Source organism: Sphingomonas sp. Y38-1Y, assembly GCF_032391395.1.
Taxonomy (GTDB): Bacteria; Pseudomonadota; Alphaproteobacteria; order Sphingomonadales; family Sphingomonadaceae; genus Sphingomonas.
In genome coordinates this window covers 870,442-892,609 of sequence record NZ_CP135916.1, presented here as the reverse complement: position 1 = coordinate 892,609, position 22,168 = coordinate 870,442, and the positions used below count along the sequence as shown (strand labels likewise).

Below are 22,168 nucleotides of genomic sequence, written 5' to 3'. Positions count from 1 at the left end.
CCCCTCCCGCAAGCGGGAGGGGAGAACTGCGTCCCGACCTTGCGATCATCGCGCGCAATGTCGCGCCGGGGGCGCGCGCGCTCGACGTCGGGTGCGGCGACGGCGCGCTGATGGCGGCGCTGCGCGACCAGAAGCAGGTGGACGCGCGCGGGCTGGAGATCGACCCCGCCAACGTTGCCGCCGCGGTCGCGCGCGGGCTGTCGGTGGTGCAGGGCGATGCCGACACCGACCTCGCCGACTATCCGGATCAAAGCTTCGACTATGCGATCCTCAGTCAGACGCTCCAGACAACGATGCGCCCGCACGTCGTGCTCGATCATCTGCTGCGGATCGGCCAGCGCGCGTTCGTCAGCTTCCCCAATTTCGCGCATTGGCGCGTGCGCGTCTCGCTGCTGTGGGGTGGAAGAATGCCGGTCACGCGGCTGCTCCCGGTCGCGTGGTACGAGACGCCGAACATCCACCACGTCACCATCGACGATTTCCGCGCTCTCGTCCGCGAACGCGGCCTGACGGTGGAGGGCGCCTGGTTCCTGTCGAACGGCCGCCCCGCGAAACCGGCTGGCGCCAACTTCTTCGCCGAACACGCGGTGTTCCTGCTCAGGCGGTAGTCCGCTCGTTGAGCGGTGTCAGCGTTTGCCCCCTTTACCGTTCGTCCTGAGCCTGTCGAAGGACGTGTCCCGCACAGCCCGCTCTCGGCACGTGCTTCGACAAGCTCAGCACGAACGGTCGTTAGAATAGTTAGGCCATCAATCGCCGCACCAATGGCGTGTCACAGACGTCACGATACCGTGCCATCACCAGGCTGAAGACGCCGAACAGCATCAGCCCCGCCGCCACCGCCGCGAACAGCCAGCCACGATCGTCATAGGCCGCCAGCGCATCCTGGAATCCCACCTCGCCGGCGCGGCCCGATCGGCCAAGATCGACCAGCGCCCAGGCGAGTGCCGCGAACACCGCCGCCCGCGCGGCATCGCCGATGCGCCCGACGATCTCGCTCCAGTGCGGCGCGTCGCGGGTCAGCAGCCGCATGAAATTGGCGCTCCACGCCTTTTCGGCCTGCGCGAACGCCGCCGCACCGAAGCCGACGCCCGCCAGGATCAGCAGCGCCCACCCCATCGGGAGATCCAGCGCATAGGCGGTGGCGTCGCGCCCCGCCGCGCCGTCGTCGGGCTGCGTGCCCCACGCGAACAGCGACGCCGCACCGTAAGCGAGACCGAAATGCGCAAAGCCGCTCAACGCATGGCCCGCACGCTTGGCGATCCCCTTGGCATCGTCGCCATCCGCCTCCAGGTCGATTGCCGCGCCGTACAGGCGGAACAGGCCATACGCCGCGAGCCCCACCGCCAGCGCCGCGGTCAGCGCCTCACCACCGGGAATGCGCGACAGCGGCGACAGCACGCTCGTCGTCCCCTCCGCGCGGCCGGTCGCCAGCGAGAGATAGCCGAGCGCGAAATAGATGATCGCCCGCGCGGCGTATCCGATCCGCGCCAGCATCGCGATGCGTTCGTCGGGCTTCATCGGCAGTCCCCTTTTCGTCGGCCGGCTCACGCCGGAGACGGTACCGGCCCGCTCCCCCACCCCGCCGCCCAATCATCATACCGATGGGCGGCGGGGTGGAGGAGCGGGCCGGTACCGTAATCAAACAGCGACGCAACGCCGGTCAGGCGAAAAGGATCAGCGGACGATGCCCATCCAAAGCCGCTCGCCGGAACGGACCTCGCGCTCGACCACCGCGGCGGTGAAGCGGTGGACCGCGCGCTGGGCGCGCAGCAGCGGCCCCTCCTCGCCATCGACCATGCTGCTGCCCCAGCCATCGGCCAGCGCGCGAACCTCGTCGTCGCCGACCAGCACCGACGGGAACGGCAGCGTCACCCGCGGCGAGGCGAAGCGCGCCTCGTCCTTGGCGCCGGGCTCGAAGAACAGGGCACCCGCAACCCGGCCGACATAATCGGCCGGCGACAGCCGCGCCCACCATGCGGCAGCGAAGCACCCGGCGCCCTCGGCGACGAGAAGCACCGCGCGATCGGCATCGAGCACCGCCCGGTCGATCTTGGCGGCAAGCAGGTTGCGGTCGGACAGGCGGCGCGCGCGGACGGGCACATGCGCGTTGCCCGCCGCCGGCCAGTCGAGCAGCCGGCTCCAGGCGGGCACGCGCCGCTCGGACAAGGTCACCACGGAGAAACGATCGGCAAGCGCGGGCAGGGCAAGATCCATCGTCGCGACTCCACTGAGCGGGCGATTTCTGAATCTACAGCAACGCGCTCGGCGATCAATCGCCGATCGACGCGTCAGAAGGGCACGTCGTCGTCCAGATCGTCGGCGAACCCGCCATAGTCGTTGCCGCGGCCGCCGCCGCCCTGGCCACCGCCCGACCCGCCGCGCTGGTTGCCGCCGCCGCGGCTGGACGACTGACCGGCGAAGTCGTCGCCATAATCGTCACCGCCGCCGCGCGATCCGCCGCCGAAGCCGCCTCCGCCGCCGCCGCCCTGGCCGCCGCCCGGTCCGTCGAGCATCGTCAGCACGCTGTTGAACCCCTGGAGCACGACCTCGGTCGAATAGCGGTCCTGGCCCTGCTGGTCCTGCCACTTCCGCGTCTGAAGCTGACCCTCGATATAGACCTTCGATCCCTTGCGAAGGAACCGCTCGGCGACGTTCGCCAGCCCTTCGTTGAAGATCGCGACCGAGTGCCACTCGGTCTTTTCTTTGCGCTCGCCGCTGTTGCGGTCCTTCCACGATTCGGACGTGGCGATGCGCAGGTTCACGACCTTGCCGCCGTTCGAGAAGCTGCGCGATTCGGGATCGCGGCCGAGGTTGCCGACGAGGATGACTTTGTTGACGCTGCCGGCCATGTTCGCTCCGATGAAGGCGCGCGAGCGGATCGCGCGGGGAGATTCGTGTTCTGTGGACGACCTAGTAAATCTGAACCGCGCTCGAAAGGCAAAAGCTAAGGCCGAGCGCACCGCGATCGCCGACGCGAACCGAACCAAGTTCGGCCGGACCGCCGCCCAAAAGGCAAGCGACGCCGCCGACAAGGCCCGCGCCGCCCGCCTGCTTGACGACGCCCGACGCGAGGACGACGCGTGAAGGCCGCCCTGCTGCTCGCCGCCGCGTTCGCAGCCGCGCCGCCTACAGCCAGACCGCCAAGCCCCCGCCCGCCGCGGCCACCACCGCGCCCGCCCCGCGCCGACGAAATGGCCGACCCGCGAAGCCGACCACGTCCTGCGCGATTTCCGCTTCGCGAACGGCGAGCGGATGGCCGAGTTGCGCATGCATTATACGACGCTCGGCAAGCCGCATCGCGACGCCACGGGCGCGATCGACAATGCCGTGGTCGTGCTCCACGGCACCGGCGGCACGGGCAAACAGTTCCTCCAGCCGCAATTCGCCGACCGGCTCTATGGTCCCGGCCAGCCGCTCGACATCGAGCGCTACTGGATCGTCCTGATCGACAATATCGGCCATGGCGGGTCGTCCAAGCCATCCGACGGTCTCCGGATGCGCTTTCCGGCCTATGATTATGACGACATGGTCGACGCACAGGTTCGGCTGCTGAAGGAAGGACTGAGCATCGCGCGTCCGCGGCTGGTGTTCGGCACGTCGATGGGGTGCATGCACGGCTTCGTCATGGGCGAGCGCCATCCCAACTTCGCCCGCGCATTGATGCCGATGGCGTGCGAGCCGGTGCCGATCGCCGGGCTCAACCGGATGTGGCGCCAACTCGCGATCGACGGGATCAAGGCCGATCCCGCCTGGACCGGCGGCGACTATCGCGCCCAGCCCGCCGCAGGACTGCGCACCGCCGCCAGCCTGTTGTTCGTCGCGGGCGGCGCGCCCCTGTACCTACAGGCCACCTATCCGACACGCGTGGCCGCGAGCAGCTATGCGCAGGAGCGCGTCGCCGCCTCGATCGCCGCGCTCGACGCCAACGACCTCATCTATCAGCTCGACGCCTCGCGGAACTACGATCCCTGGCCGCGGCTGGAGGCGATCACCGCGCCGGTGATGTGGATCAACTCTGCCGACGACTTCATCAACCCGCGCGGCCTCCCCTATCCGGCCGAAGCGGTGAAGCGGATGAAGAACGCCCGCTTTCGGATAATCGCGGAAACGCCCGAAACGCGGGGCCACGGCACCCACACCTGGGCGCGCTTCTGGGAACAGGATTTGCGCGAGCTGCTGGCGCGCACGGATTTATAATCCTCACCGTTCGTGCTGAGTAGCGGCTGAGCTTGTCGAAGTCGCGTATCGAAGCACCCTTGGCGGTCCTTCGATACGCCGTTTCGACTTCGCTCAACGGCTACTCAGCACGAACGGTCGGGTGCTATCCCAACCCCGCCCAGACCGCGATCCAGTAGGTCACGCCCGCCGCGACATAGGCCACCGCAAACAGATACCCCACCATGAACAGCGGCCATTTCCAGCCATTGGTCTCGCGCCGCGTCACCGCGATGGTCGAGATGCACTGCGGCGCGAACACGAACCAGGCGAGGAAGGCGAGCGCCGTCGCCAGGCTCCACCGCTTCTGAAGCTGCTCGCGGATCGTCGCCTGTCCGCCGACGCCTTCCGAATCGTCAACGGCATAGACGGTGCCGATCGCCGCCACCGCGACCTCGCGCGCCGCCATCGCCGGGATCAGCGCCAACGCGATATCGTGGTTGAAGCCGATCGGCCGAACGACGACCTCCAGCCCGCTGGCGATCCGCCCCGCGACCGAATACTCCGTCTGGCTCACGCCCTCAGGCGCCTTGGGGAAGCTCAGCAGCGCCCAGAGCACCACCGTCGTCAGCAGGATGATCGTGCCAGCCCGCTTCAGGAACGCCGCCGCGCGCTGCCACAGGCCGATCGCGAAATCGCGCAAATTGGGCCACTGATATCGCGGCATCTCCAGCATGAAGCCGGACGACGCCCCCTTGGTTACCGACCGCCGCAGCGCCAGCGCCGCCACGAACGCGCCCGCGATCCCGGCGATGTAGAGGCCGAACAGCACCAGCCCCTGCAAGCCGACACCCGGCCCTACCGCCCGATCGGGGATGAACGCGCCGATGATGATCGTATAGACGGGCAGCCGCGCCGAACAGGTCATCAGCGGCGCGATCAGGATCGTCGTCAGCCGGTCCTTCTCGTCGTCGATCGTTCGCGTCGCCATGATCCCCGGCACCGCGCAGGCGAAGCTGGAGAGCAGCGGGATGAATGCGCGCCCCGACAGCCCGACGCTCGCCATCAGCCGGTCCATCAGGAACGCCGCGCGGACCATATAGCCCGACGCCTCAAGCAGCAGGATGAAGCCGAACAGGATCAGGATCGGCGGCAGGAACACGATCACCGCACCGACGCCGGCGATGATGCCTTCGACGATCAGCGAGCGGACGAACCCCTCCGGCAACAGCCCGGCGACGCCGGTGCCAAGCGCCGCCACCCCCTCCTCGATCCAGCCGACCGGCACCTCCGACCAGGCGAACACCGCCTGAAAGATGACGAACAGCAGCGCCAGCAGCACGCCCATGCCCCAGACGGGGTGCAGCAGCACGCCGTCCAGCCGGTGCGCGAAGCGGCGCGTGCGCGTCTCGCTGACCGTCGCCGCCAGCGCCAGCCCGCGCGCCTCGCGCTGGAGCGTCGCGATGTCGGGAAGCGGCGGGGTCTCGCCGCGCTGTCCCACCGGCATCCGGCGCAGCACCTCGACCAGCTGCTCGCGGAGGCCATCCAGGCCGCGGCGACGCACCGCCACCGTGGCGACGACGGGCACGCCCAGCGCTTCCGAAAGCTTGCCGGCGTCGAGCATCAGCCCGTCGCGCTCGGCCAGATCGATCATGTTGAGCGCGACGACGATCGGCATGCCAAGCGTCTTGAGCTGGAGGACGAAGCGCAGATGGTTGTCGAGATTGCCAGCATCGACCACGACCAGCAGCGCGTCGGGGCGCCGCTCGCCCGGCAAGCGGCCGAGCACGACGTCGCGCGTCACGCGCTCGTCGGGGCTTGCGGGATCGAGGCTGTAGGTGCCGGGCAGGTCGATCAGCTCGGCGGGGCGCCCGTCGGCGAGCGCAAGGCGGCCCGAATGCCGCTCGACGGTGACGCCGGGATAATTGCCCACCTTCTGCCGCGCGCCGGTCAGCGCGTTGAACAGGGCGGACTTGCCGGCATTGGGATTGCCGACCAGCGCGATCAGGGGTGCGGCTTGCACGCCTTATGCAACGGGCGCGACGTGGATCGCGCGGGCGACGTGGCGGCGAAGCGCGATGGTCATGCGGCCGATCCGGCAGGCGACAGGTCCGCCGCCCAGACCCGAGCGGTGAACCATCTCGACGCCGACACCCTCGTCGAGCCCAAGCTCGCGCAGCCGCCGCGCCTCGGGCACCGACAGCGATTGCCAATCGACCGCCTGAACGACGGCGCGGGCATCGCGTGAGAGCTGGACGAGACTGAGCGTGGGAGAAAGCATTGCGAGCGATTATCAATTAGGACCGCGATGCGCCAGCCCCCTAATGCGCGAACCGCCGGTTGCGGACCGGCCGGGCGGGGGCGCGGAACACCGACACTGGCCCCCCGCACCCGAAAGCCCTATCTCTCGTGCATGAGCCTTCTTGCCCGCTTCTCGCCGATGCGCGCCTGGCGCGACCTTCGGCTGTTCCTCTCCTATCGCCAGCCCTACGAGCTCGGCTTTCTTGCGCTGGCGATCATCGTCACCGCGATCGTCATCCTCGGCTTCTATGCCGACTCGAAGATGGAGCGGCCGTACAAGCGGCCCGAGATCACCTATTTCCAGAGCTGGTCGGCGGATCGGACCGATGAGCAGATCAAGGCGCAGCAGGCGATCGACAAGGTCAAGGAAGACCGGCTGCGCGCCGAGTTCAAGGCCAGGCAGGAAGAGCGCAAGGCCGAGTTCAAGCGCCTGAACGACAAGCTGGAGCGCTGGGGCCTTTGATCGAGGACGAGCGCTGGATGGGGGCGGCGCTCGCGCTGGCGACGCGCGGTCGCGGCCGGACATCCCCTAATCCCAGCGTCGGCTGCGTGATCGTCAGGAAGGGCCGCGTCGTCGGCCGCGGCTGGACCCAGCCGACCGGCCGCCCGCATGCCGAGGCGATGGCGCTCGCCGAAGCGGGTGAGGCGGCGCGCGGCGCCACCGCCTATGTCACGCTCGAACCCTGCGCGCACACCTCCCCCCGCGGCCCCGCCTGCGCCGATCTTCTGGTCGCGTCGGGCATCGCGCGAGTCGTCGCCGCCCTGCGCGACCCCGATCCGCGCACCGATGGTCAGGGCCTAGCCCGGCTCTCCGACGCCGGCATTGCCGTGGTCAGCGGCGTGCGCGAGGCAGAAGCGAGGGATCGCATCGCCGGCTTCCTCACCTGCCAGCGGCTCGGCCGTCCCCATGTCACGCTCAAGCTCGCGCTGTCGCTGGATGGCGGCGTGTCGATGGCCGACGGGCGCAGCCAGTGGATCACCGGCCCGGAAGCGAGGGCGCACGCGCATCTGGAACGCAGCCGGCATGAGCTCATCCTGGTGGGTGCCGGCACGCTCACTGCGGATACGCCCTCGCTCGACGTGCGGCTGCCTGGCCTCCAGGCGCAGTCGCCGACCCGCGTCCTGCTCAGCCGCCGGGCCGATACGCCGCCAGGTTGGCTGACGATCCGCGAACCCGCCGACATCGCCGGCCTGCCCGGCGACCATTTGATGGTCGAAGGCGGCGCAGCGACCGCCGCGGCGTTCCTGAAGGCGGATTTGGTCGACCGCCTCCTCCTCTATCGCGCACCCATCCTGATCGGCGCCGCGCGCACGCTCGGCGACATCGGTCTGTCCGCGCTTGGGGACGCACACGGACGCTGGCGCCAGCAGGATCGCCGGACGCTTGGCGTCGATACGCTGGAGGTGTACGGGCGCGCCTGATGTTTACCGGAATCGTCACCGATGTCGGCCGGATCGAGGCCGTCGAGAGCCGCGGCGACCTGCGCGTTACCGTCGCCACCGCCTATGACACGCTCGCCATCGACCTCGGCGCGTCCGTCGCCTGCTCGGGCGTCTGCCTGACCGTCGTCGACAAGGCGCCGAACCGCCTCGCCTTCGACGTGTCGGCCGAAAGTGTGTCGCGCACGGCCGACGGCATGTGGACCGCGGGCCGCCGCCTCAACCTGGAGCGCGCGCTGCGGCTGGGCGACGAGTTGGGCGGGCACATCGTCACCGGCCATGTCGATGCCGTCGGCACGATCGCGTCGGTCGAGCCCGAGGGTGGCAGCCTTCGCATCACCATCGACGCGCCGCGTGACCTTGCCCCCTATGTGGCTGCCAAGGGCTCGATCACCGTCGACGGCGTGTCGCTGACCGTCAACTCGGTCGAGGATCGCGCCGATGGCGTCCGCTTCGGCCTCAACATCATTCCGCACACGGCCGAGGTCACGACCTTTGCCGACCTCAAGGCAGGCGTTGCCGTCAATCTCGAGATCGACGTGCTCGCCCGTTACCTCCAGCGCATGGAACAGGCCCGTGCCGCAGCCTGAAGTCGCCCGCCTCCGCCATGCCTTCCTCTCCTCGCCCGAGGAGATCATCGACGAGGCGCGCAACGGCCGCATGTTCATCCTCGTCGACGACGAGGACCGAGAGAATGAAGGCGACCTCGTCATCCCGGCTCAGATGGCGACGCCCGCCGCGATCAACTTCATGGCGACGCATGGCCGCGGGCTGATCTGCCTCGCCATGACCAAGACGCGCGTCGACCAGCTCGGCCTGCCGCTGATGAGCGCCGCCAACGGCACGCGCCACCAGACCGCCTTCACCGTCTCGATCGAGGCGGTGAAGGGCGTCACCACCGGCATCTCCGCCGCCGATCGTGCGCGCACCGTCTCGGTTGCGATCGACGCCAGCCAAGGGCCGGAGGCGATCACCACGCCCGGGCACGTCTTCCCGCTGGTCGCGCGCGAGGGCGGCGTACTGGTCCGCGCCGGCCATACCGAAGCGGCGGTCGACGTCTCGCGCCTGGCCGGGCTCAACCCGTCGGGCGTGATCTGCGAGATCATGAAGGAGGACGGGACGATGGCCCGCCTCGACGATCTCGTCTCCTTCGCGCAGTTCCACAATCTCAAGATCGGCACGATCCGAGACCTGATCGCCTATCGCCGCCGCTACGACCACCTTGTCGAGAAGCGTGCCGAGACGCGCTTCGAGAGCGCCTGGGGCGGCGAGTGGCGGGCGATCACCTATTGGAACCGTGCGCAGGGAACCGAGCAGATCGCGCTGGTCAAGGGCCGCATCGACCCGACTGCGCCGACCCTCGTCCGCATGCATGCGCTTTCCCCCCTTCCCGACCTGTTCGGTGAGGCGGGGCAGCGCGGGTCGCTTCTCCGCCGCTCGATGGAGATCATCGGCGAAGAGGGCGCAGGCGTCATCGTCGTCATCAACAAGCCGCGCAGCGACGCCTTCACTACCGCGCTGATGGCGCGCGAGGGCAAGCTGGCGCCGGCCGACATGGACGAATTGCGCGACTATGGCGTCGGCGCGATGATCCTGACCGAGATGGGCGTCGAGGAGATGATCCTCCTCACCAATACCCACCACACGCTCGTCGGGCTCGAGGGCTATGGCCTGTCGATCGTCGGCGAGCGGCCGATCACCCCGGAAGAGGACGCCTGATGGCCAAGCTCCTGATCGTCGAGGCGCGCTTCTACGACCATCTGAACGACATGCTGATCGCCGGCGCTCGCGCCGCGATCAAGGCGGCGGGACACACGTCGGAGACGGTGACCGTCCCCGGCGCGCTCGAGATCCCCGCCGCGATCGCCCTGGCGGACCAGTCGGGGCTTTATGACGGCTATGTCGCGATCGGCGTCGTGATCCGCGGCGAGACCTATCATTTCGAGATCGTCGCGGGCGAAAGCGCGCGCGGCATCCTCGCCATGACGATGGACGGCCTCGCCATCGGAAACGGCATCCTCACCGTCGAGAACGAGGCGCAAGCGTTGGTTCGCGCCGATCCGGCGCAAAAGGACAAGGGCGGCGAAGCGGCCAAGGCCGCGCTCGCGCTGATGGCGCTTCGCGAACGCTTCGCGTGACGACGGGGCCGGTCCTCCAGACCGACCGGCTGATCCTCCGACTGCCCGAGCCGCAGGATTTCGACGCCTGGGCCGCGATGGCCGCGGCGCCGGAGACGATGCGCTTCCTGGGCGGCGCGATGGCGCAGGAAGTTGCGTGGCGCGACTTTGCAATGCGGCGCGGGGCGTGGGACGTGCGCGGCTTTTCGATGTTCTCCGTGATCGAGCGCGACGGCGGTGCCTGGGTCGGCCGGATCGGCCCGTGGCAGCCGGAGGGCTGGCCGGGCACCGAGATCGGCTGGGGCGTCCACCCCGCCTTTGCCGGGCGCGGCTATGCACATGAGGCGGCGGTCGCGTGCATGGACTTCGCGGTCGACCGGCTCGGCTGGACCGACATCATCCACACCATCGATCCGGCCAACACGCGCTCGATCGCGCTGGCCGAGCGGCTCGGCTCGCGGAACCGCGGCCCGACGCGCCTGCCCCCGCCGCTTGCCGACTTTCCCGTCCATGCCTGGGGCCAGACCGCGGCCGAGTGGAAGGCACGCCGCCGCGGCTGAGGCCCACCCCGGCCTAGTCATTCGTCCACCGTGACAAACTTTGCGACAAATCGCACCGTTGCGCGATGCAGCGAAAGCAGCGACATAGTCCGGAACCGACCGGAACCCGTCCGCCGCGTGAGCCGTTCCGCGACGCGCGGGTTCGCGGTCTCAAGCGACTCAGCCCCTTGCCCGCTCTTTTCGGAAAGTCCGCCTTGCGAAGCGTCCAGACCTCCATCCTGCCGCTCATCCTGATGCTGGCCGCCTGCTCGGGCGGCGGCGAGGAAAGCGACAAAGCCAAGGGCAAGGGGCGCAGCGGCCCGCCCGAAGTCGGCTTCGTGGTGATGAAGAGCGAAGCCGTGCCGCTGGTCAGCGAGCTTGCCGGCCGCACCGCCGCTTATGAAACCAGCCAGGTGCGCCCGCAGGTGTCCGGCGTCATCCAGGCGCGGCTGTTCACCGAGGGGAGCATCGTGCGCAAGGGGCAGACGCTCTACCGCATCGACCCGCGCCTCTATCGCGCCGCGGTGAACGAGGCGGTCGCCAACGTCGCCAATGCGGAGGCCAATCGCGTCGCCACTACCGCGCGCGCGGACCGCTTCCGCCCGCTGGCGGAGATCGAGGCGGTCGCCAAGCAGGACTATACCGACGCGGTGGCGGCGGCTCGGCAGGCGGCGGCGCAGGTGCGTCAGAACCAGGCGCAGCTGGAGACCGCGCGCATCAACCTGAAGTTCACCGACGTGCCCGCGCCGATCACCGGACGCATCGGTCGCAGCCTGTTCACGACCGGCGCGCTCGTCACCACCAACCAGGCCGATCCGCTGGCGATGATCCAGCGCCTCGACCCGATCTTCGTCGACATCCAGCAAAGCTCGTCCGAGCTGCTCCAGCTTCGCCGCGCGCTCGCCACCGACGGCGTGATTCCCTCCTCGGCCGAGGTCCGCCTCAGCCTGGAGGACGGCAGCGACTATGGCCAGGTTGGCACGCTCCAGTTCGCCGAGGCGATGGTCGATGCCGGCACCGGCGCAGTGACGCTGCGCGCCAGCTTCCCCAATCCGGAGGGCATCCTGCTTCCCGGCATGTACGTTCGCGCACGCTTCAGCCAGGCGACGGCGGAGGAAGCGATTCTCGTCCCGCAGGCGGGCGTCGCGCGCGACGCGCGCGGCAACGCGACGGTGTTCGTGATCGGCGCCGATAACAAGGCGGTGCAGCGCAAGGTGCGCGCGACCCGCACGATCGGCGACAAGTGGCTGGTCACCGCGGGCCTTCGCCCCGGCGAGCGCGTCATTACCGAGGGTCTCGCGAACGTGAAGCCGGGTACGCAGGTGCGCCCCGTCCCCGCCGGCTCGCCGCCGCGCCAGCAGCCGCAGGGCGGTCAGGGCGGCGGAAGCGGTGGCGGTGGAAGCGGCGGTGCCGGTGCCGGCCAGGGTGGGCGCTGACCCCTCGTGATCTCACGCATCTTCATCGACCGGCCGATCTTCGCCTGGGTCATCGCGATCGTCATCATGCTGGCGGGGCTGGGCAGCATCTTCTCGCTGCCGATCGAGCAATATCCCGACATCGCCCCGCCACAGGTCAACATCCGCGCCAACTACCCGGGCGCATCGGCCGAGATTCTCGAGAGTTCGGTCACGCAGGTGATCGAGCAGCAGCTGACCGGCATCGACGGGCTGATCTACTTCTCGTCCTCGTCCAGCTCGGCGGGCTCGGTCAGCGTCACCGTGACGTTCGAGAAAGGGACCGACCCCGACATCGCGCAGGTGCAGGTCCAGAACAAGGTGCAGCAGGCACTGCCTCGCCTGCCCGCGCAGGTGCAGCAGCAGGGCCTGACCGTCACCAAGTCGAACGCCGACTTCCTGATGGTCGTGTCGGTCTATGACGAGAGCGACAAGACCACCGCGATCGACGTCGCCGACTTCCTCGTCTCGAACCTCCAAGATCGCCTGGGGCGCATCACCGGCGTCGGCGACGTCAACGTGTTCGGCACGCAGTACGCGATGCGCATCTGGCTCAACCCCTATGCGCTCTCCTCGTACCAGCTCATGCCGAGCGACGTCACCTCGGCGATCGAGGCGCAGAACACCCAGGTCGCCGCCGGCCAGATCGGCCAGCAGCCCGCCCCGCCGGGACAGATGCTCAACGCGACCGTCACGGCCAAGTCGCGCCTCCAGACGCCGGAGGAATTCCGCAACATCATCGTCAAGACGCAGACCGACGGTAGCCGCGTGCTGTTGTCCGACGTCGCGCGCGTCGAGCTGGGGGCGGAAAATTACACGACGATCAGCCGCCTGAACGGCCATCCGGGCGCCGGCATCGCTATCCAGCTCGCACCGGGCGCCGACGCGCTCGCGACCGCCGAGCTGGTGAAGGCCGAGGTCGAGCGCCAGGCGGGTTCGTTCCCGCCGGGCTACAAGTTCGCCTATCCCAACGATTCGACCGCCTTCATCAAGCTGTCGGTCGAGGAAGTCGTGAAGACGCTGATCGAGGCGATCATCCTCGTCGTCATCGTCATGTTCGTGTTCCTGCAAAGCTGGCGCGCGACGCTGATCCCGGCGATCGCGGTGCCGGTGGTGCTGCTCGGCACGTTCGGCGTGCTCGCGATCTTCGGCTTCACGATCAACACGCTGACGCTGTTCGGCCTCGTCCTCTCCATCGGCCTGCTCGTCGACGACGCGATCGTCGTCGTCGAGAATGTCGAGCGCGTGATGGAGGAGAACCCGGAGATGAGCCCGCGCGAGGCGACGATCATCTCGATGGGCGAGATCCAGATCGCGCTGATCGCGATCGCGCTCGTCCTGTCGGCGGTGTTCGCGCCGATGGCGTTCTTCGGCGGCTCGGTGGGCGAAATCTATCGCCAGTTCTCAATCACCGTCATCTCCTCGATGATCCTGTCGGTCGTCGTCGCGCTCGTGCTCTCGCCGGCGCTGACCGCGACGCTGCTGAAGCCCCATGCCGACAAGAAGGAGCCGCGCAATCGCGTCGGCCGCTGGGTCAAGAAGTTCGGCGAGAAGTTCAACTCGGGCTTCGACAAGACATCGCGCAAGTACCGCGACGCCGTGAAGTGGGTGTTCGGCCGCCGCGTTCTCGCGCTCGTCGTCTATGCCGGGCTGTGCGCGCTGTTCGTGCTCGTCTTCATGGGCCTGCCGACCAGCTTCCTGCCGAGCGAGGACCAGGGCCGCGCGCAGATCCAGTACACGTTGCCCGCCGGCGCCACGCAGGAGCGCACGCTCGCCGCTGCGCAGGCGATCGAGAAGTACTTCATGGGTCCGGCCAAGGACAATGTCGACATCGTCTATACGATCAGCGGATCGGGACCGGGCGGCGCCGGCCAGAATGCCGGCCGCGGGTTCATCGCGCTGGCACCCTGGGGCGAGCGCGAGGGCGCCGAGAACAGCGCGCAGACGATCACGCGCCAGGCGACGCAGGCGCTGCGCGGCCTTCGCGACGTCCAGTTCTTCGCATTGAACCCACCGCCCGTCCGCGGCCTGGGTCAGGCGGGCGGTTTCACGCTCCAGCTGCTCAACACCGGCGGCCTCGACCGCGAGACGTTCAAGGCGCGCCGTGACGAGCTTCTCGCCGCCGCCTCCGCCGATCCGCTGCTGACCAATGTCCGCCAGAACGAGCTGCCCGACGTGCCGACGCTGGAGGTGCAGATCGATCAGGCCAAGCTCGGCGCGCTCGGCCTCAACGCCAATCAGGTCGACCAGACGCTGTCGGCGGCCTGGGGCGGCGTGTACGTCAACGACTTCGTCGATCGCGGCCGCGTGAAGCGCGTGTTCGTCCAGGGCGATGCCGGCTATCGCGCGCGGCCAGAGGACCTGTCCAACTGGTTCGTTCGCGGTGCCAACGGCCAGATGGCGCCGTTCACCAGCTTCGCCCGCGCCGATTGGGGCGTCGCGCCCACCGTGCTCGCCCGCTTCCAGGGTCAGCCCGCCTATCAGATCCAGGGCGAGCCCGGCCAGGGCGAGAGCTCGGGCGCGGCGATGGACCGGATGGAGGAACTGGTCGGCCAGATGCAGGGCGTCAGCGTCGCCTGGTCCGACCTTTCGTATCAGGAGCGGCTGTCGGGCGGACAGGCGCCGCTCCTCTACGGCCTGTCGATCCTCGTCGTCTTCCTCTGCCTCGCCGCACTCTATGAGAGCTGGTCGGTGCCCTTCTCGGTGCTGCTGGTGGTGCCGCTCGGCCTGCTCGGCGCAGCAATCGCGGTGTGGCTCCGCGGTCTCGAGAACGACGTCTATTTCCAGGTCGGCCTGCTCACCACCATGGGTCTGTCGGCAAAGAACGCCATCCTGATCGTCGAGTTCGCCGAACAGGCGGAGCGGGAGGGGATGAGCCCCATGGAAGCCTCGCTGGAGGCTGCGCGCCTTCGCCTTCGCCCCATCCTGATGACCAGCTTCGCCTTCATCTTCGGCGTCGTCCCGCTCGCCATCTCGACCGGCGCTGGCGCGGCAAGCCGCGTCGCGATCGGCACCGCGGTGATCGGCGGCATGATCGCCGCCACCGTGCTCGCCATCTTCTTCGTGCCGCTCTTCTATGTCCTCGTCCGCAAGCTGTTCGGCGGCAAGGTCCATGGCGCCGAGGAAGCGGAGGCCGCGCGGCGCGAGAAGGACGCCGGCGAGGGCGACGAAAGGCCTGCCACGACATGATCCGCCGCCTTCCCCTCCTCGCGCTGCCGCTGGTCGCCGCCTGTAGTCTCGAGCCCGCCTATCAGCGGCCCTCGCCGGCGGTGCCGGGCGCCTTTCCCGTCACTCCTGGCGATCGCGCACCGCTTCCCGCCACCGGCGCGCAGCCGGTCGGCTATCGCGAGATCTTTCGCGACCCGCGCCTGATCGCGATCATCGAGCGCGCGCTCGCCAACAACCAGAACCTTCAGGTCGCGCTCGCCAATGTCCGTGAGGCACGCGGCCAGCTTCGCGTCGCGCGCGCCGATTTCCTGCCGGCGATTGACGCCAATGCCGGTGCCTCGATCGCGCGCAACCGCGGGGCGGCGCAGGGCCTGGGCGCCAATGGCGGCAGCGTCACCGAGCAGTACAATGCCCAACTCGGCCTCAGCGCGTTCGAGATCGACCTGTTCGGCCGGATCCGCTCGCAATCGAACGCCGCGCTGGCCGAATATCTCGGCACCGTCGCGGGCGTGCGCGCCGCGCGGCTGACGCTGGTCGGCGAGACGGCCGGCGCCTATTACACGCTCGCCAACGATCGCAGCCTGCTCGCCATCGCCAACGAGACGCTGGCGAGCGCCGAACGGACCGTCACCCTCACCCGCGCGCGCGTCAACGGCGGCATCGCCGCGCGCACCGACCTTCGCCAGGCCGAGACGATCCTCCGCCAGGCAGAGGCCGATCGCGCGGACCTGACCGCGCTCGTCCAGCAGGATCGCAATGCGCTCGAGCTGCTCGTCGGCGCGCCCGTCACCGACGCCGAACTACCAGCCTCCATCGAGGCGGCCGAACCGCTGATCGCCGACGTGCCCGCCGGGCTCGACTCGCGCATCCTGCTCGCGCGGCCCGATGTCGTGCAGGCGGAATACACGCTGCGCGCCGCCAATGCGCGGATCGGCGCGGCGCGCGCGGCCTTCTTCCCGTCGATCAGCCTGACCGGGCTCGTTGGCTTCGCCAGCAATGCGCTCGGCTCGCTGTTCACCGGCGACCGGCTGATCTGGAACGGCGCGGCGGACGTCAACGCGCCGATCTTTCAGGGCGGCGCGCTGACCGGCAATCTGGAAAGCGTGCGCGCGCGGCGCGACGCATCGGTCGCACAGTATCGCCAGACGATCCAGACGGCGTTCCGCGAAGTCGCCGACGCGCTCGCCCGCCGCGCCGTCATCGCCGACCAGCTTCGCGCGCAGCAGGGCCTGGTCGAGGCGGCGGCGGACACGCTGCGGCTGTCGGACGCGCGCTATCGCGAGGGGATCGACCCGTTCCTCAACACGCTCGACGCGCAGCGCACGCTCTACAATGCGCGCCGCTCGCTCGCCTCGGCGCGGCTGATCCGTGCGAACAATCTGGTGGAGCTCTATCGCTCGCTGGGCGGCGGGGAACTGGTGCCGGAGGCACTCGACGGCCCGCCGGAAAACCCGCGCGCGGGTGAGGCGCTGAGGGGCGAGCGGTAAGGCCCCTCCCCCGTTCGTCCTGAGCCCTTCGACAAGCTCAGGACCGGCTTGTCGAAGGACGTGTCACGGGCGATGCGTTTGAGGCACGTGCTTCGACAAGCTCAGCACGAACGGATTGGTTGCGGCTCTCGTCACGTTGACTGAGCGTGACGCGTAGAGAGCCGTGCTCCCGCGCAGGCGGGAGCCCAGAGCCACAAACGCGTTCGCCTGCCGCCCTGGGCTCCCGCCTGCGCGAGAGCACAACCGAAACTTAAACGCGCGTCCCCGTCAGCGGGAAGCTGCCGAACGCGCCGGCGGTGACCTTGCCGTCTAGGCTGTCACCGGACACCTGCGCCTCGCAATCGAGCGTCATCGGCATCGGCACGGTAATGTCCATCTTCCACGTCATCGTGTCGCCCGAGAGCGCGCCGTTGACCTGGCTGGTGCCCATGCCGCCGGCAAAGGTGCCGGAGAAACTGTCGCCCGCGCTCTGCACGTCCAGCGTCGCCTGCTGGTCACCCAGCGGCGACTTGACCGTGACGTTCCACTTGCCGTCGACATCCGCCATTTTCTCTCTCTCCTCAATTCGCCGACGCGCGGGGGGTTGCGGCGCCGCTCGACACCACCTCGACAGGCAGGCCCAAGCTGTCAAGCTGGCCGCGGACCTTGGATGCGTCGCCGACCACGACCCAGACGAACCGATTGGGATCGATCGCCCGCCGTGCCGCAGCGTCAAGTTGCGGAGCCGTCAGCGCGCGGTATTTCTGCGCGATCGTGTCGTAATAATCGTCGGGCCGGCCATAGAGGTCGTTGGTCTCCATCGCTGCCAGCACGCGGCCGCTCGTCTCGAAATTCCCGGCAAGCTCGCGCGTCTCGCCCTCAATCGTCCGGGTGAACTCGACCGGCGTCACGCCGTTCGTCGACAGGAAGCCGCCGATCTGCTCGCGCAGCGACGCGAGCGCCGGGCCGGTCTTGTCCGCCTGTACCGGCGCGTTGATCGTGTAGGGCACGGCCCGCTCCAGCCGCGAGAAACCGCCGCGGACGCCATAGGACCAGCCCTTCGATTCGCGCAGGTCCATGTTGATGCGGCTGAGGAAGCCCGAGCCCAGCACCTCGTTGGCGGTCAGCACCGGGAGCAGCTCCGCCCGCGAATCGAGCGGCGTCAGCTGCCCGCCCGCGATCAGCGACTGCGGCGAATCGGGCCGGTCGATCAGGACGATGCGCGGCGTGACGGTCGTGGCCGGCGCGGCGGCGGGCTTGGTGCCGCCCTGCCCGGCCGCGCGCCAGTTGCCCAGCGCCGACTCGAACACCGCCTTCACCTCGGCAAGCGGCCGGTCGCTGACGACGAAGACCTTGGCCTTGTCGGGGCGCAGCCATGCCTGCTGGAAGCCGGTGAGGTCGGCGCGGGTGATCGTCTTCACCGCCGCCGGATCGCCGGTGCCCGCGGCCAGCTTCGCATAGGGCGAGGCCTCGCCGTAGACGAGCTTGGGCAGCGCGCGCTGCGACAGGCCGCCGGGGCTCGTCATTTCGGCGGCGATCCGCGCGAGCGTCTGGCCGCGAACGCGCTCGACGTCGGTGGGCGCAAAGGCGGGGTTGCGGATCACGTCGCCGAGCAGCGCGACCGCGCCCGCCAGGTTGGCGCTCGGCGCGACCACGCCGACGCGGCTGCGATCGGCGTCATTTGTCGTGACGATGCTGGCGCCGAGCCGCTCCCGCGCCTCAGCCAGCTGCGTCGTGTCGCGCGTCGTCGTGCTCTCGTCCATCAGCGCGAGGGTGAGATTGCCGAGGCCGAGCTTGGTCGCCGGATCGGCGATGATGCCCGCATCGAAGCTCACCACCGCCTGCGTCATCGGCACCGCTGCCTGGCGCGCATAGACGAGCTCGATCCCGTTCGACAGGCGCGTGCGCTCGACCGTGGGGAAGGCGATGTCGCGAACCTCGCCCACTGCCGGCAACGCGCCGCGCGTGCCCTTTGCCGGCCCCTCCGCGCTCGCCGATTGCGGTGCGGCGCCGTTGCCGGGGGTCGCGGCAGGGGCGCCGCTCACCTCGGCATAGGCCTCGCGCTGGCCGGGCTCGACCGTCAGCGCATAGACGGGACGCGACAGCCACTTGGTCGTCGCCGCCTTCACGCTCGCCGGCGTCGCCGCGGCGAGTTCTGTGAGCTCCTTCTTGTAGAAACCCGGGTCGCCGGCGAACAGCAGGCCGGACGCGAGCGTCCCGGCCTTGCCCCCGCCGCCGCCGACGGCCTCCAGCCCCGACAGCCGGCCGGCGATCGCGGTGGTCGCGACGCGCTTCACCTCGTCCTCGGTCGGGCCGGTGCGCAGATAGTCGGCGATCGCCGCATCGAGCTTCTGCGACGCGACGGCGGCGTCGGTGCCGGGCTTCACGTCGACGACGATGCCGAAGATGCCGACCTGCGTGAACGACTGGTTATAGGCCTGGACGCCGACCGCGACGCCCTCCTTGCGGACCAAAGTGTTCTCCAGCCGCGAGCTGGCCAGCCCGCCCAGCGCACCCGCCGACACGTCGAGCAGCGGCGATTCGCCATCGCGCAGACCCGGCACTGCCCAGAAGCGATAGAGTCGCGTGTTGGCGACGCGATCCTTGATCGTCTCGGTCTTGACCGCGGGCAGCGTCGGCACGGGCGCGGCCGGCGCCTCGACCTTGGGCCCGGCGGGGATGCCGCCGAAATACTTCTCCAGCATCGGCCGCGCGGTGGCCACGTCGATGTCGCCCGCCAGCGCGATCACGGCATTGTTGGGTCCGTAATAGCTGCGGAACCACGTCTTCACGTCCGCCAGGCTGGCCGCCGACAGGTCCGCCATCGAGCCGATGGTGGAGTGGTGATAGGGATGGCCGGCAGGGAACAGGCCCTCCACCGACTTGTAGCGGATCATGCCATAGGGCTGGTTGTCGCCTTGGCGCTTCTCGTTCTGGACGACACCGCGCTGCTCGTCGAGCACGCCCTGCGTCACCGCGCCGAGCAGATAGCCCATGCGGTCGCTCTCGAGGAACAGCACGCGATCGAGCGCGGCCTTCGGCACCGTCTCGAAATAATTGGTGCGGTCGAAGCTGGTGGTGCCGTTCATGTCGGTCGCGCCGGCCGAGCGCAGCGGCTCGAAGAAGTCGCCCGGCGCATTCTCCGTTCCGTTGAACATCAGATGCTCGAACAGGTGCGCGAAGCCGGTCTTGCCCTTGGGTTCGTGCTTCGACCCCACATCGTACCAGACCGACACCGCGACGACCGGCGCCTTGCGGTCGGTGTGGACGAGCACGCGCAGGCCGTTTTTGAGCGTGAAGCTCTCATACGGGATGTCTACCGACTTGATGAGTTCGGCGACGGGGGCTGGCGCGGGATCGGCGGGGCGGGCGATGGCGGCGGTCGACAAGGCGCCGAAGGCAGCGCCGATCAGGAGCAAAGAACGCATCGGAATCAACATACTCCGGGACAGTTACATTCGCGACGATAGCGTCCGCGACCGGGCGTGCAAGCGCGGCGGCTTTCTGGCAAGGGCGCGGGCATCCACCATCCTGTCGAGGTTCGCCATGACCCTACGCTTCCTCGCTATCGCCGGAGTGCTTGCCATGACCGCCCCCGCCGCCGCTCAGGACAAGCCCGGCCAAGCAAACCAGGGCTGGACGCTCGTCATCCATGGCGGCGCCGGCGTGATCGAGCGCGAACGGATGACGCCCGAGCGCGAGAAGGCGGCACGGGCGGGCCTGGATGCGGCGCTTTCCGCGGGGCAGAAGGTGCTGGCCGGCGGCGGCAGCGCGCTCGACGCGGTCGAGGCGGCGGTGCGCGTGCTGGAGGACGATCCCAACTTCAACGCCGGCCGCGGCGCGGTCTTCACCTATGAAGGGAAGAACGAGCTCGACGCGGCGATCATGGAAGGGACTGGGCGCAAGGCAGGCGCGGTCGCGGGCGTCACCGCGACCAAGAACCCGATCGGCCTCGCTCGCCGCGTGATGGAGAACAGCCCGCACGTCATGCTGGCGGGCGCCGGCGCCGACACCTTTTCGCGCGAGCAGGGTCTGCCGCAGGCCGGCCCGGAATGGTTCGGCACCGAGGAACGCCGCCAGCAGCTCGAGGCGATGAAGTCGCGCGGCGCCAACTGGTTCGACGTCGACATGAAGTACGGCACGGTCGGCGCGGTCGCGCGCGATGCGGCTGGCCATGTCGCGGCAGCGACCTCGACCGGCGGGGTGACGGGCAAGCGCTGGGGCCGGATCGGCGACTCGCCGCTGATCGGGGCGGGCACCTATGCCGACGATCGCGCCTGCGCCATTTCCGCCACCGGCGCGGGCGAGTTCTTCATCCGCGAGGGCGTGGCGCACGAGATCTGCGCGCGCGTCCGCTTCAAGGGCGAGAGCCTGAAGGCCGCTGCCGACACGGTGATGGCGGAGACGCAGGCGCTGGGCGGCACCGGCGGCGTCATCGTCACCGGACCCACCGGCGAGATGGCGTGGAGCTTCAACACGCCGGGTATGTACCGCGGCCGCGTGAGCGCGGGCGGCGAGCGCGTTGTCGCGATCTACGGCGACGAGAAGTGATCCGCTTCCTCCTGGCCCTGGCGCTGCTGGTCGTGCCCGCGAGCGCGCAGGCCTATGGCTTCTTCACGCACGAGGCGATCGCGCGGATCGCGATGCTCAACGTCCGGCCCGAGACCGCGCGCACGATCCGCGCGATGCTGCGCGCGGCGCCGCCGCTCCTCCAGACCCCCGAGTGCAAGGCGGCGACGCCCGAGCAGGCATCGACCTGGCCCGATTGCGTGCGCGGGCTGGGCGAGCGGTTCAGCTACACCGCCAACTGGCATTATCAGAATGTCGACGTGTGCCAGCCCTTCGACCTCAAGGCCGCGTGCAAGGACGGCAATTGCGTCTCCGCGCAGATCGAGCGGCAGGTGAAGCTGCTCCAGAACAAAACCGTGCCCGAGCGCGAGAAGGCGATGGCGCTCATTTTCCTCATCCACTTCGTCGGCGACCTCCACGCGCCGCCGCATGCGGGCGACCGCGGCGATCGCGGCGGGAACGACGTCAAGGCAAGCTATGGTCCGGTGACCGCGCGCTGGCTCAACCTCCATTCGATCTGGGACTCGCCGCTCGCCGAGCGTGCGGTGACGACGCCGCCCTCGCCCTTCCGCGTCTATTCGGCCGAGGAGCGGGCGGCGCTGGGCGCCGGCACGGTCGAGGACTGGAGCCGCGAAGGCTGGGAAGCGAGCCGCGACGCCGCCTATGCGCTGGCGCTCGGCGAGGCGTGCGGGCCAAAGCCGACCGGACCGGTGACGGTGACGCCGGAAGCGATCGAGAAGATGGTGCCGGTACAGCGCCGCCAGATCGAGCGAGCCGGCGTGCGGCTGGCGCGGATGCTGGACGAGGCGTTCGACCCGGCAAAGGCGTTCGTGCCGGAGAAAAGGCCACCCTATCGCGGGGGATGAGCTTCGAGAAGAAAGAAGCGGGACCCCGGGTCAAGCCCGGGGTGACGGAAATTGTCTGGACCTATAGGCCCGGATCGTCACTCCGGACTTGAT

At 69.2% G+C, this 22,168-nt stretch carries 22 protein-coding genes; 14 read left to right on the top strand and 8 right to left on the bottom strand.

Annotated features, from left to right (window positions below):
• The first annotated feature begins 26 nt into the window (after positions 1-26).
• Complete coding sequence (gene metW / locus RS883_RS04010; RefSeq protein ID WP_315764963.1) at positions 27-608, top strand: methionine biosynthesis protein MetW; 582 nt, start codon at positions 27-29, stop codon at positions 606-608.
• 130 nt (positions 609-738) lie between these two features.
• On the opposite strand, the gene RS883_RS04005 is transcribed toward metW, so the two are convergent.
• The 3 genes from RS883_RS04005 to ssb form a co-directional block, all read right to left on the bottom strand.
• Complete coding sequence (locus RS883_RS04005) at positions 739-1,518, bottom strand: DUF1206 domain-containing protein (protein ID WP_315762905.1); 780 nt, start codon at positions 1,516-1,518, stop codon at positions 739-741.
• Between the two features lie 156 nt (positions 1,519-1,674).
• A complete protein-coding gene (locus tag RS883_RS04000; RefSeq protein WP_315762903.1) occupies positions 1,675-2,214 on the bottom strand; it encodes a hypothetical protein in 540 nt (179 codons plus the stop codon).
• Positions 2,215-2,288: 74 nt separating this feature from the next.
• On the bottom strand, positions 2,289-2,849 hold the full coding sequence (gene ssb / locus RS883_RS03995) for a single-stranded DNA-binding protein (RefSeq protein ID WP_315762902.1): 561 nt from the start codon (positions 2,847-2,849) through the stop codon (positions 2,289-2,291).
• On the opposite strand from ssb, the gene RS883_RS03990 reads away from it, so the two are divergent.
• A complete protein-coding gene (locus RS883_RS03990; protein ID WP_315762901.1) occupies positions 2,833-3,084 on the top strand; it encodes a DUF4169 family protein in 252 nt (83 codons plus the stop codon). The genes ssb and RS883_RS03990 overlap by 17 nt on opposite strands.
• Positions 3,085-3,126: 42 nt before the next feature.
• On the opposite strand, the gene RS883_RS17130 is transcribed toward RS883_RS03990, so the two are convergent.
• Positions 3,127-3,273: a hypothetical protein gene (locus RS883_RS17130; protein WP_409977388.1), complete on the bottom strand. Its 147-nt coding sequence runs from the start codon at positions 3,271-3,273 to the stop codon at positions 3,127-3,129.
• On the opposite strand from RS883_RS17130, the gene RS883_RS03985 reads away from it, so the two are divergent.
• Positions 3,220-4,197, top strand: coding sequence for an alpha/beta fold hydrolase (locus tag RS883_RS03985; RefSeq protein ID WP_409977409.1), 978 nt, complete (start codon positions 3,220-3,222; stop codon positions 4,195-4,197). The genes RS883_RS17130 and RS883_RS03985 overlap by 54 nt on opposite strands.
• Positions 4,198-4,321: 124 nt before the next feature.
• On the opposite strand, the gene feoB is transcribed toward RS883_RS03985, so the two are convergent.
• Positions 4,322-6,178, bottom strand: coding sequence for a ferrous iron transporter B (gene feoB / locus RS883_RS03980; protein ID WP_315762898.1), 1,857 nt, complete (start codon positions 6,176-6,178; stop codon positions 4,322-4,324).
• A gap of 3 nt (positions 6,179-6,181) precedes the next feature.
• The gene (locus tag RS883_RS03975; RefSeq protein WP_315762896.1) at positions 6,182-6,436 is read right to left on the bottom strand and encodes a FeoA family protein; all 255 of its coding nucleotides are present in this window, start codon (positions 6,434-6,436) and stop codon (positions 6,182-6,184) included.
• Positions 6,437-6,568: 132 nt separating this feature from the next.
• Here RS883_RS03975 and RS883_RS03970 point away from each other — a divergent pair, with 132 nt between their 5' ends.
• The 9 genes from RS883_RS03970 (at position 6,569) to RS883_RS03930 (ending at position 16,661) form a co-directional block, all read left to right on the top strand.
• Positions 6,569-6,919, top strand: a complete 351-nt coding sequence (locus RS883_RS03970) for a hypothetical protein (protein ID WP_315762894.1) — start codon at positions 6,569-6,571, stop codon at positions 6,917-6,919.
• A 17-nt stretch (positions 6,920-6,936) separates the two neighbouring features.
• The gene (gene ribD, locus RS883_RS03965; RefSeq protein ID WP_315764961.1) at positions 6,937-7,878 is read left to right on the top strand and encodes a bifunctional diaminohydroxyphosphoribosylaminopyrimidine deaminase/5-amino-6-(5-phosphoribosylamino)uracil reductase RibD; all 942 of its coding nucleotides are present in this window, start codon (positions 6,937-6,939) and stop codon (positions 7,876-7,878) included.
• Positions 7,878-8,486, top strand: a complete 609-nt coding sequence (locus RS883_RS03960; protein ID WP_315762892.1) for a riboflavin synthase — start codon at positions 7,878-7,880, stop codon at positions 8,484-8,486. The genes ribD and RS883_RS03960 overlap by 1 nt, the downstream gene beginning before the upstream one ends.
• Positions 8,473-9,615: a 3,4-dihydroxy-2-butanone-4-phosphate synthase gene (ribB, locus tag RS883_RS03955; RefSeq protein ID WP_315762890.1), complete on the top strand. Its 1,143-nt coding sequence runs from the start codon at positions 8,473-8,475 to the stop codon at positions 9,613-9,615. Before RS883_RS03960 ends, ribB begins: the two co-directional genes overlap by 14 nt.
• Entirely contained in the window at positions 9,615-10,034 is a 420-nt protein-coding gene (ribH, locus tag RS883_RS03950) for a 6,7-dimethyl-8-ribityllumazine synthase (protein ID WP_315762888.1), read from the top strand. Before ribB ends, ribH begins: the two co-directional genes overlap by 1 nt.
• A complete protein-coding gene (locus RS883_RS03945; protein ID WP_315762886.1) occupies positions 10,031-10,573 on the top strand; it encodes a GNAT family N-acetyltransferase in 543 nt (180 codons plus the stop codon). The genes ribH and RS883_RS03945 overlap by 4 nt, the downstream gene beginning before the upstream one ends.
• Positions 10,574-10,806: 233 nt before the next feature.
• Complete coding sequence (locus RS883_RS03940; protein WP_315764958.1) at positions 10,807-11,988, top strand: efflux RND transporter periplasmic adaptor subunit; 1,182 nt, start codon at positions 10,807-10,809, stop codon at positions 11,986-11,988.
• Between the two features lie 6 nt (positions 11,989-11,994).
• Positions 11,995-15,195 carry an efflux RND transporter permease subunit gene (locus RS883_RS03935; protein WP_315762884.1) on the top strand — a complete coding sequence of 1,067 codons (3,201 nt, stop codon included), beginning with the start codon at positions 11,995-11,997 and terminating at the stop codon, positions 15,193-15,195.
• Complete coding sequence (locus RS883_RS03930; RefSeq protein WP_315762882.1) at positions 15,192-16,661, top strand: efflux transporter outer membrane subunit; 1,470 nt, start codon at positions 15,192-15,194, stop codon at positions 16,659-16,661. The genes RS883_RS03935 and RS883_RS03930 overlap by 4 nt, the downstream gene beginning before the upstream one ends.
• 250 nt (positions 16,662-16,911) lie before the next feature.
• On the opposite strand, the gene RS883_RS03925 is transcribed toward RS883_RS03930, so the two are convergent.
• Together RS883_RS03925 and RS883_RS03920 are read right to left on the bottom strand one after the other, a co-directional pair.
• The gene (locus RS883_RS03925) at positions 16,912-17,208 is read right to left on the bottom strand and encodes a hypothetical protein (RefSeq protein ID WP_315762880.1); all 297 of its coding nucleotides are present in this window, start codon (positions 17,206-17,208) and stop codon (positions 16,912-16,914) included.
• Between the two features lie 13 nt (positions 17,209-17,221).
• On the bottom strand, positions 17,222-20,068 hold the full coding sequence (locus RS883_RS03920; protein WP_315762878.1) for a pitrilysin family protein: 2,847 nt from the start codon (positions 20,066-20,068) through the stop codon (positions 17,222-17,224).
• 157 nt (positions 20,069-20,225) lie between these two features.
• Between RS883_RS03920 and RS883_RS03915 the strand changes: the two genes are divergently transcribed.
• Together RS883_RS03915 and RS883_RS03910 are read left to right on the top strand one after the other, a co-directional pair.
• Positions 20,226-21,191, top strand: coding sequence for an isoaspartyl peptidase/L-asparaginase (locus tag RS883_RS03915; RefSeq protein ID WP_315762876.1), 966 nt, complete (start codon positions 20,226-20,228; stop codon positions 21,189-21,191).
• Complete coding sequence (locus RS883_RS03910; RefSeq protein WP_315762874.1) at positions 21,188-22,075, top strand: S1/P1 nuclease; 888 nt, start codon at positions 21,188-21,190, stop codon at positions 22,073-22,075. The genes RS883_RS03915 and RS883_RS03910 overlap by 4 nt, the downstream gene beginning before the upstream one ends.
• The last annotated feature ends 93 nt before the right edge of the window (positions 22,076-22,168 follow it).

What these genes read in the sequence shown, in the direction of transcription:
- RS883_RS04005 (WP_315762905.1), bottom strand. Translation starts at nt 1,518, where the DNA reads ATGAAGCCCGACGAACGCATCGCGATGCTGGCGCGGATCGGATACGCC.
- RS883_RS04000 (WP_315762903.1), bottom strand. Translation starts at nt 2,214, where the DNA reads ATGGATCTTGCCCTGCCCGCGCTTGCCGATCGTTTCTCCGTGGTGACC.
- ssb (WP_315762902.1), bottom strand. Translation starts at nt 2,849, where the DNA reads ATGGCCGGCAGCGTCAACAAAGTCATCCTCGTCGGCAACCTCGGCCGC.
- RS883_RS17130 (WP_409977388.1), bottom strand. Translation starts at nt 3,273, where the DNA reads ATGCATGCGCAACTCGGCCATCCGCTCGCCGTTCGCGAAGCGGAAATC.
- RS883_RS03975 (WP_315762896.1), bottom strand. Translation starts at nt 6,436, where the DNA reads ATGCTTTCTCCCACGCTCAGTCTCGTCCAGCTCTCACGCGATGCCCGC.
- RS883_RS03970 (WP_315762894.1), top strand. Translation starts at nt 6,569, where the DNA reads ATGAGCCTTCTTGCCCGCTTCTCGCCGATGCGCGCCTGGCGCGACCTT.
- ribD (WP_315764961.1), top strand. Translation starts at nt 6,937, where the DNA reads ATGGGGGCGGCGCTCGCGCTGGCGACGCGCGGTCGCGGCCGGACATCC.
- RS883_RS03960 (WP_315762892.1), top strand. Translation starts at nt 7,878, where the DNA reads ATGTTTACCGGAATCGTCACCGATGTCGGCCGGATCGAGGCCGTCGAG.
- ribH (WP_315762888.1), top strand. Translation starts at nt 9,615, where the DNA reads ATGGCCAAGCTCCTGATCGTCGAGGCGCGCTTCTACGACCATCTGAAC.
- RS883_RS03940 (WP_315764958.1), top strand. Translation starts at nt 10,807, where the DNA reads ATGCTGGCCGCCTGCTCGGGCGGCGGCGAGGAAAGCGACAAAGCCAAG.
- RS883_RS03930 (WP_315762882.1), top strand. Translation starts at nt 15,192, where the DNA reads ATGATCCGCCGCCTTCCCCTCCTCGCGCTGCCGCTGGTCGCCGCCTGT.
- RS883_RS03925 (WP_315762880.1), bottom strand. Translation starts at nt 17,208, where the DNA reads ATGGCGGATGTCGACGGCAAGTGGAACGTCACGGTCAAGTCGCCGCTG.
- RS883_RS03920 (WP_315762878.1), bottom strand. Translation starts at nt 20,068, where the DNA reads ATGCGTTCTTTGCTCCTGATCGGCGCTGCCTTCGGCGCCTTGTCGACC.
- RS883_RS03915 (WP_315762876.1), top strand. Translation starts at nt 20,226, where the DNA reads ATGACCGCCCCCGCCGCCGCTCAGGACAAGCCCGGCCAAGCAAACCAG.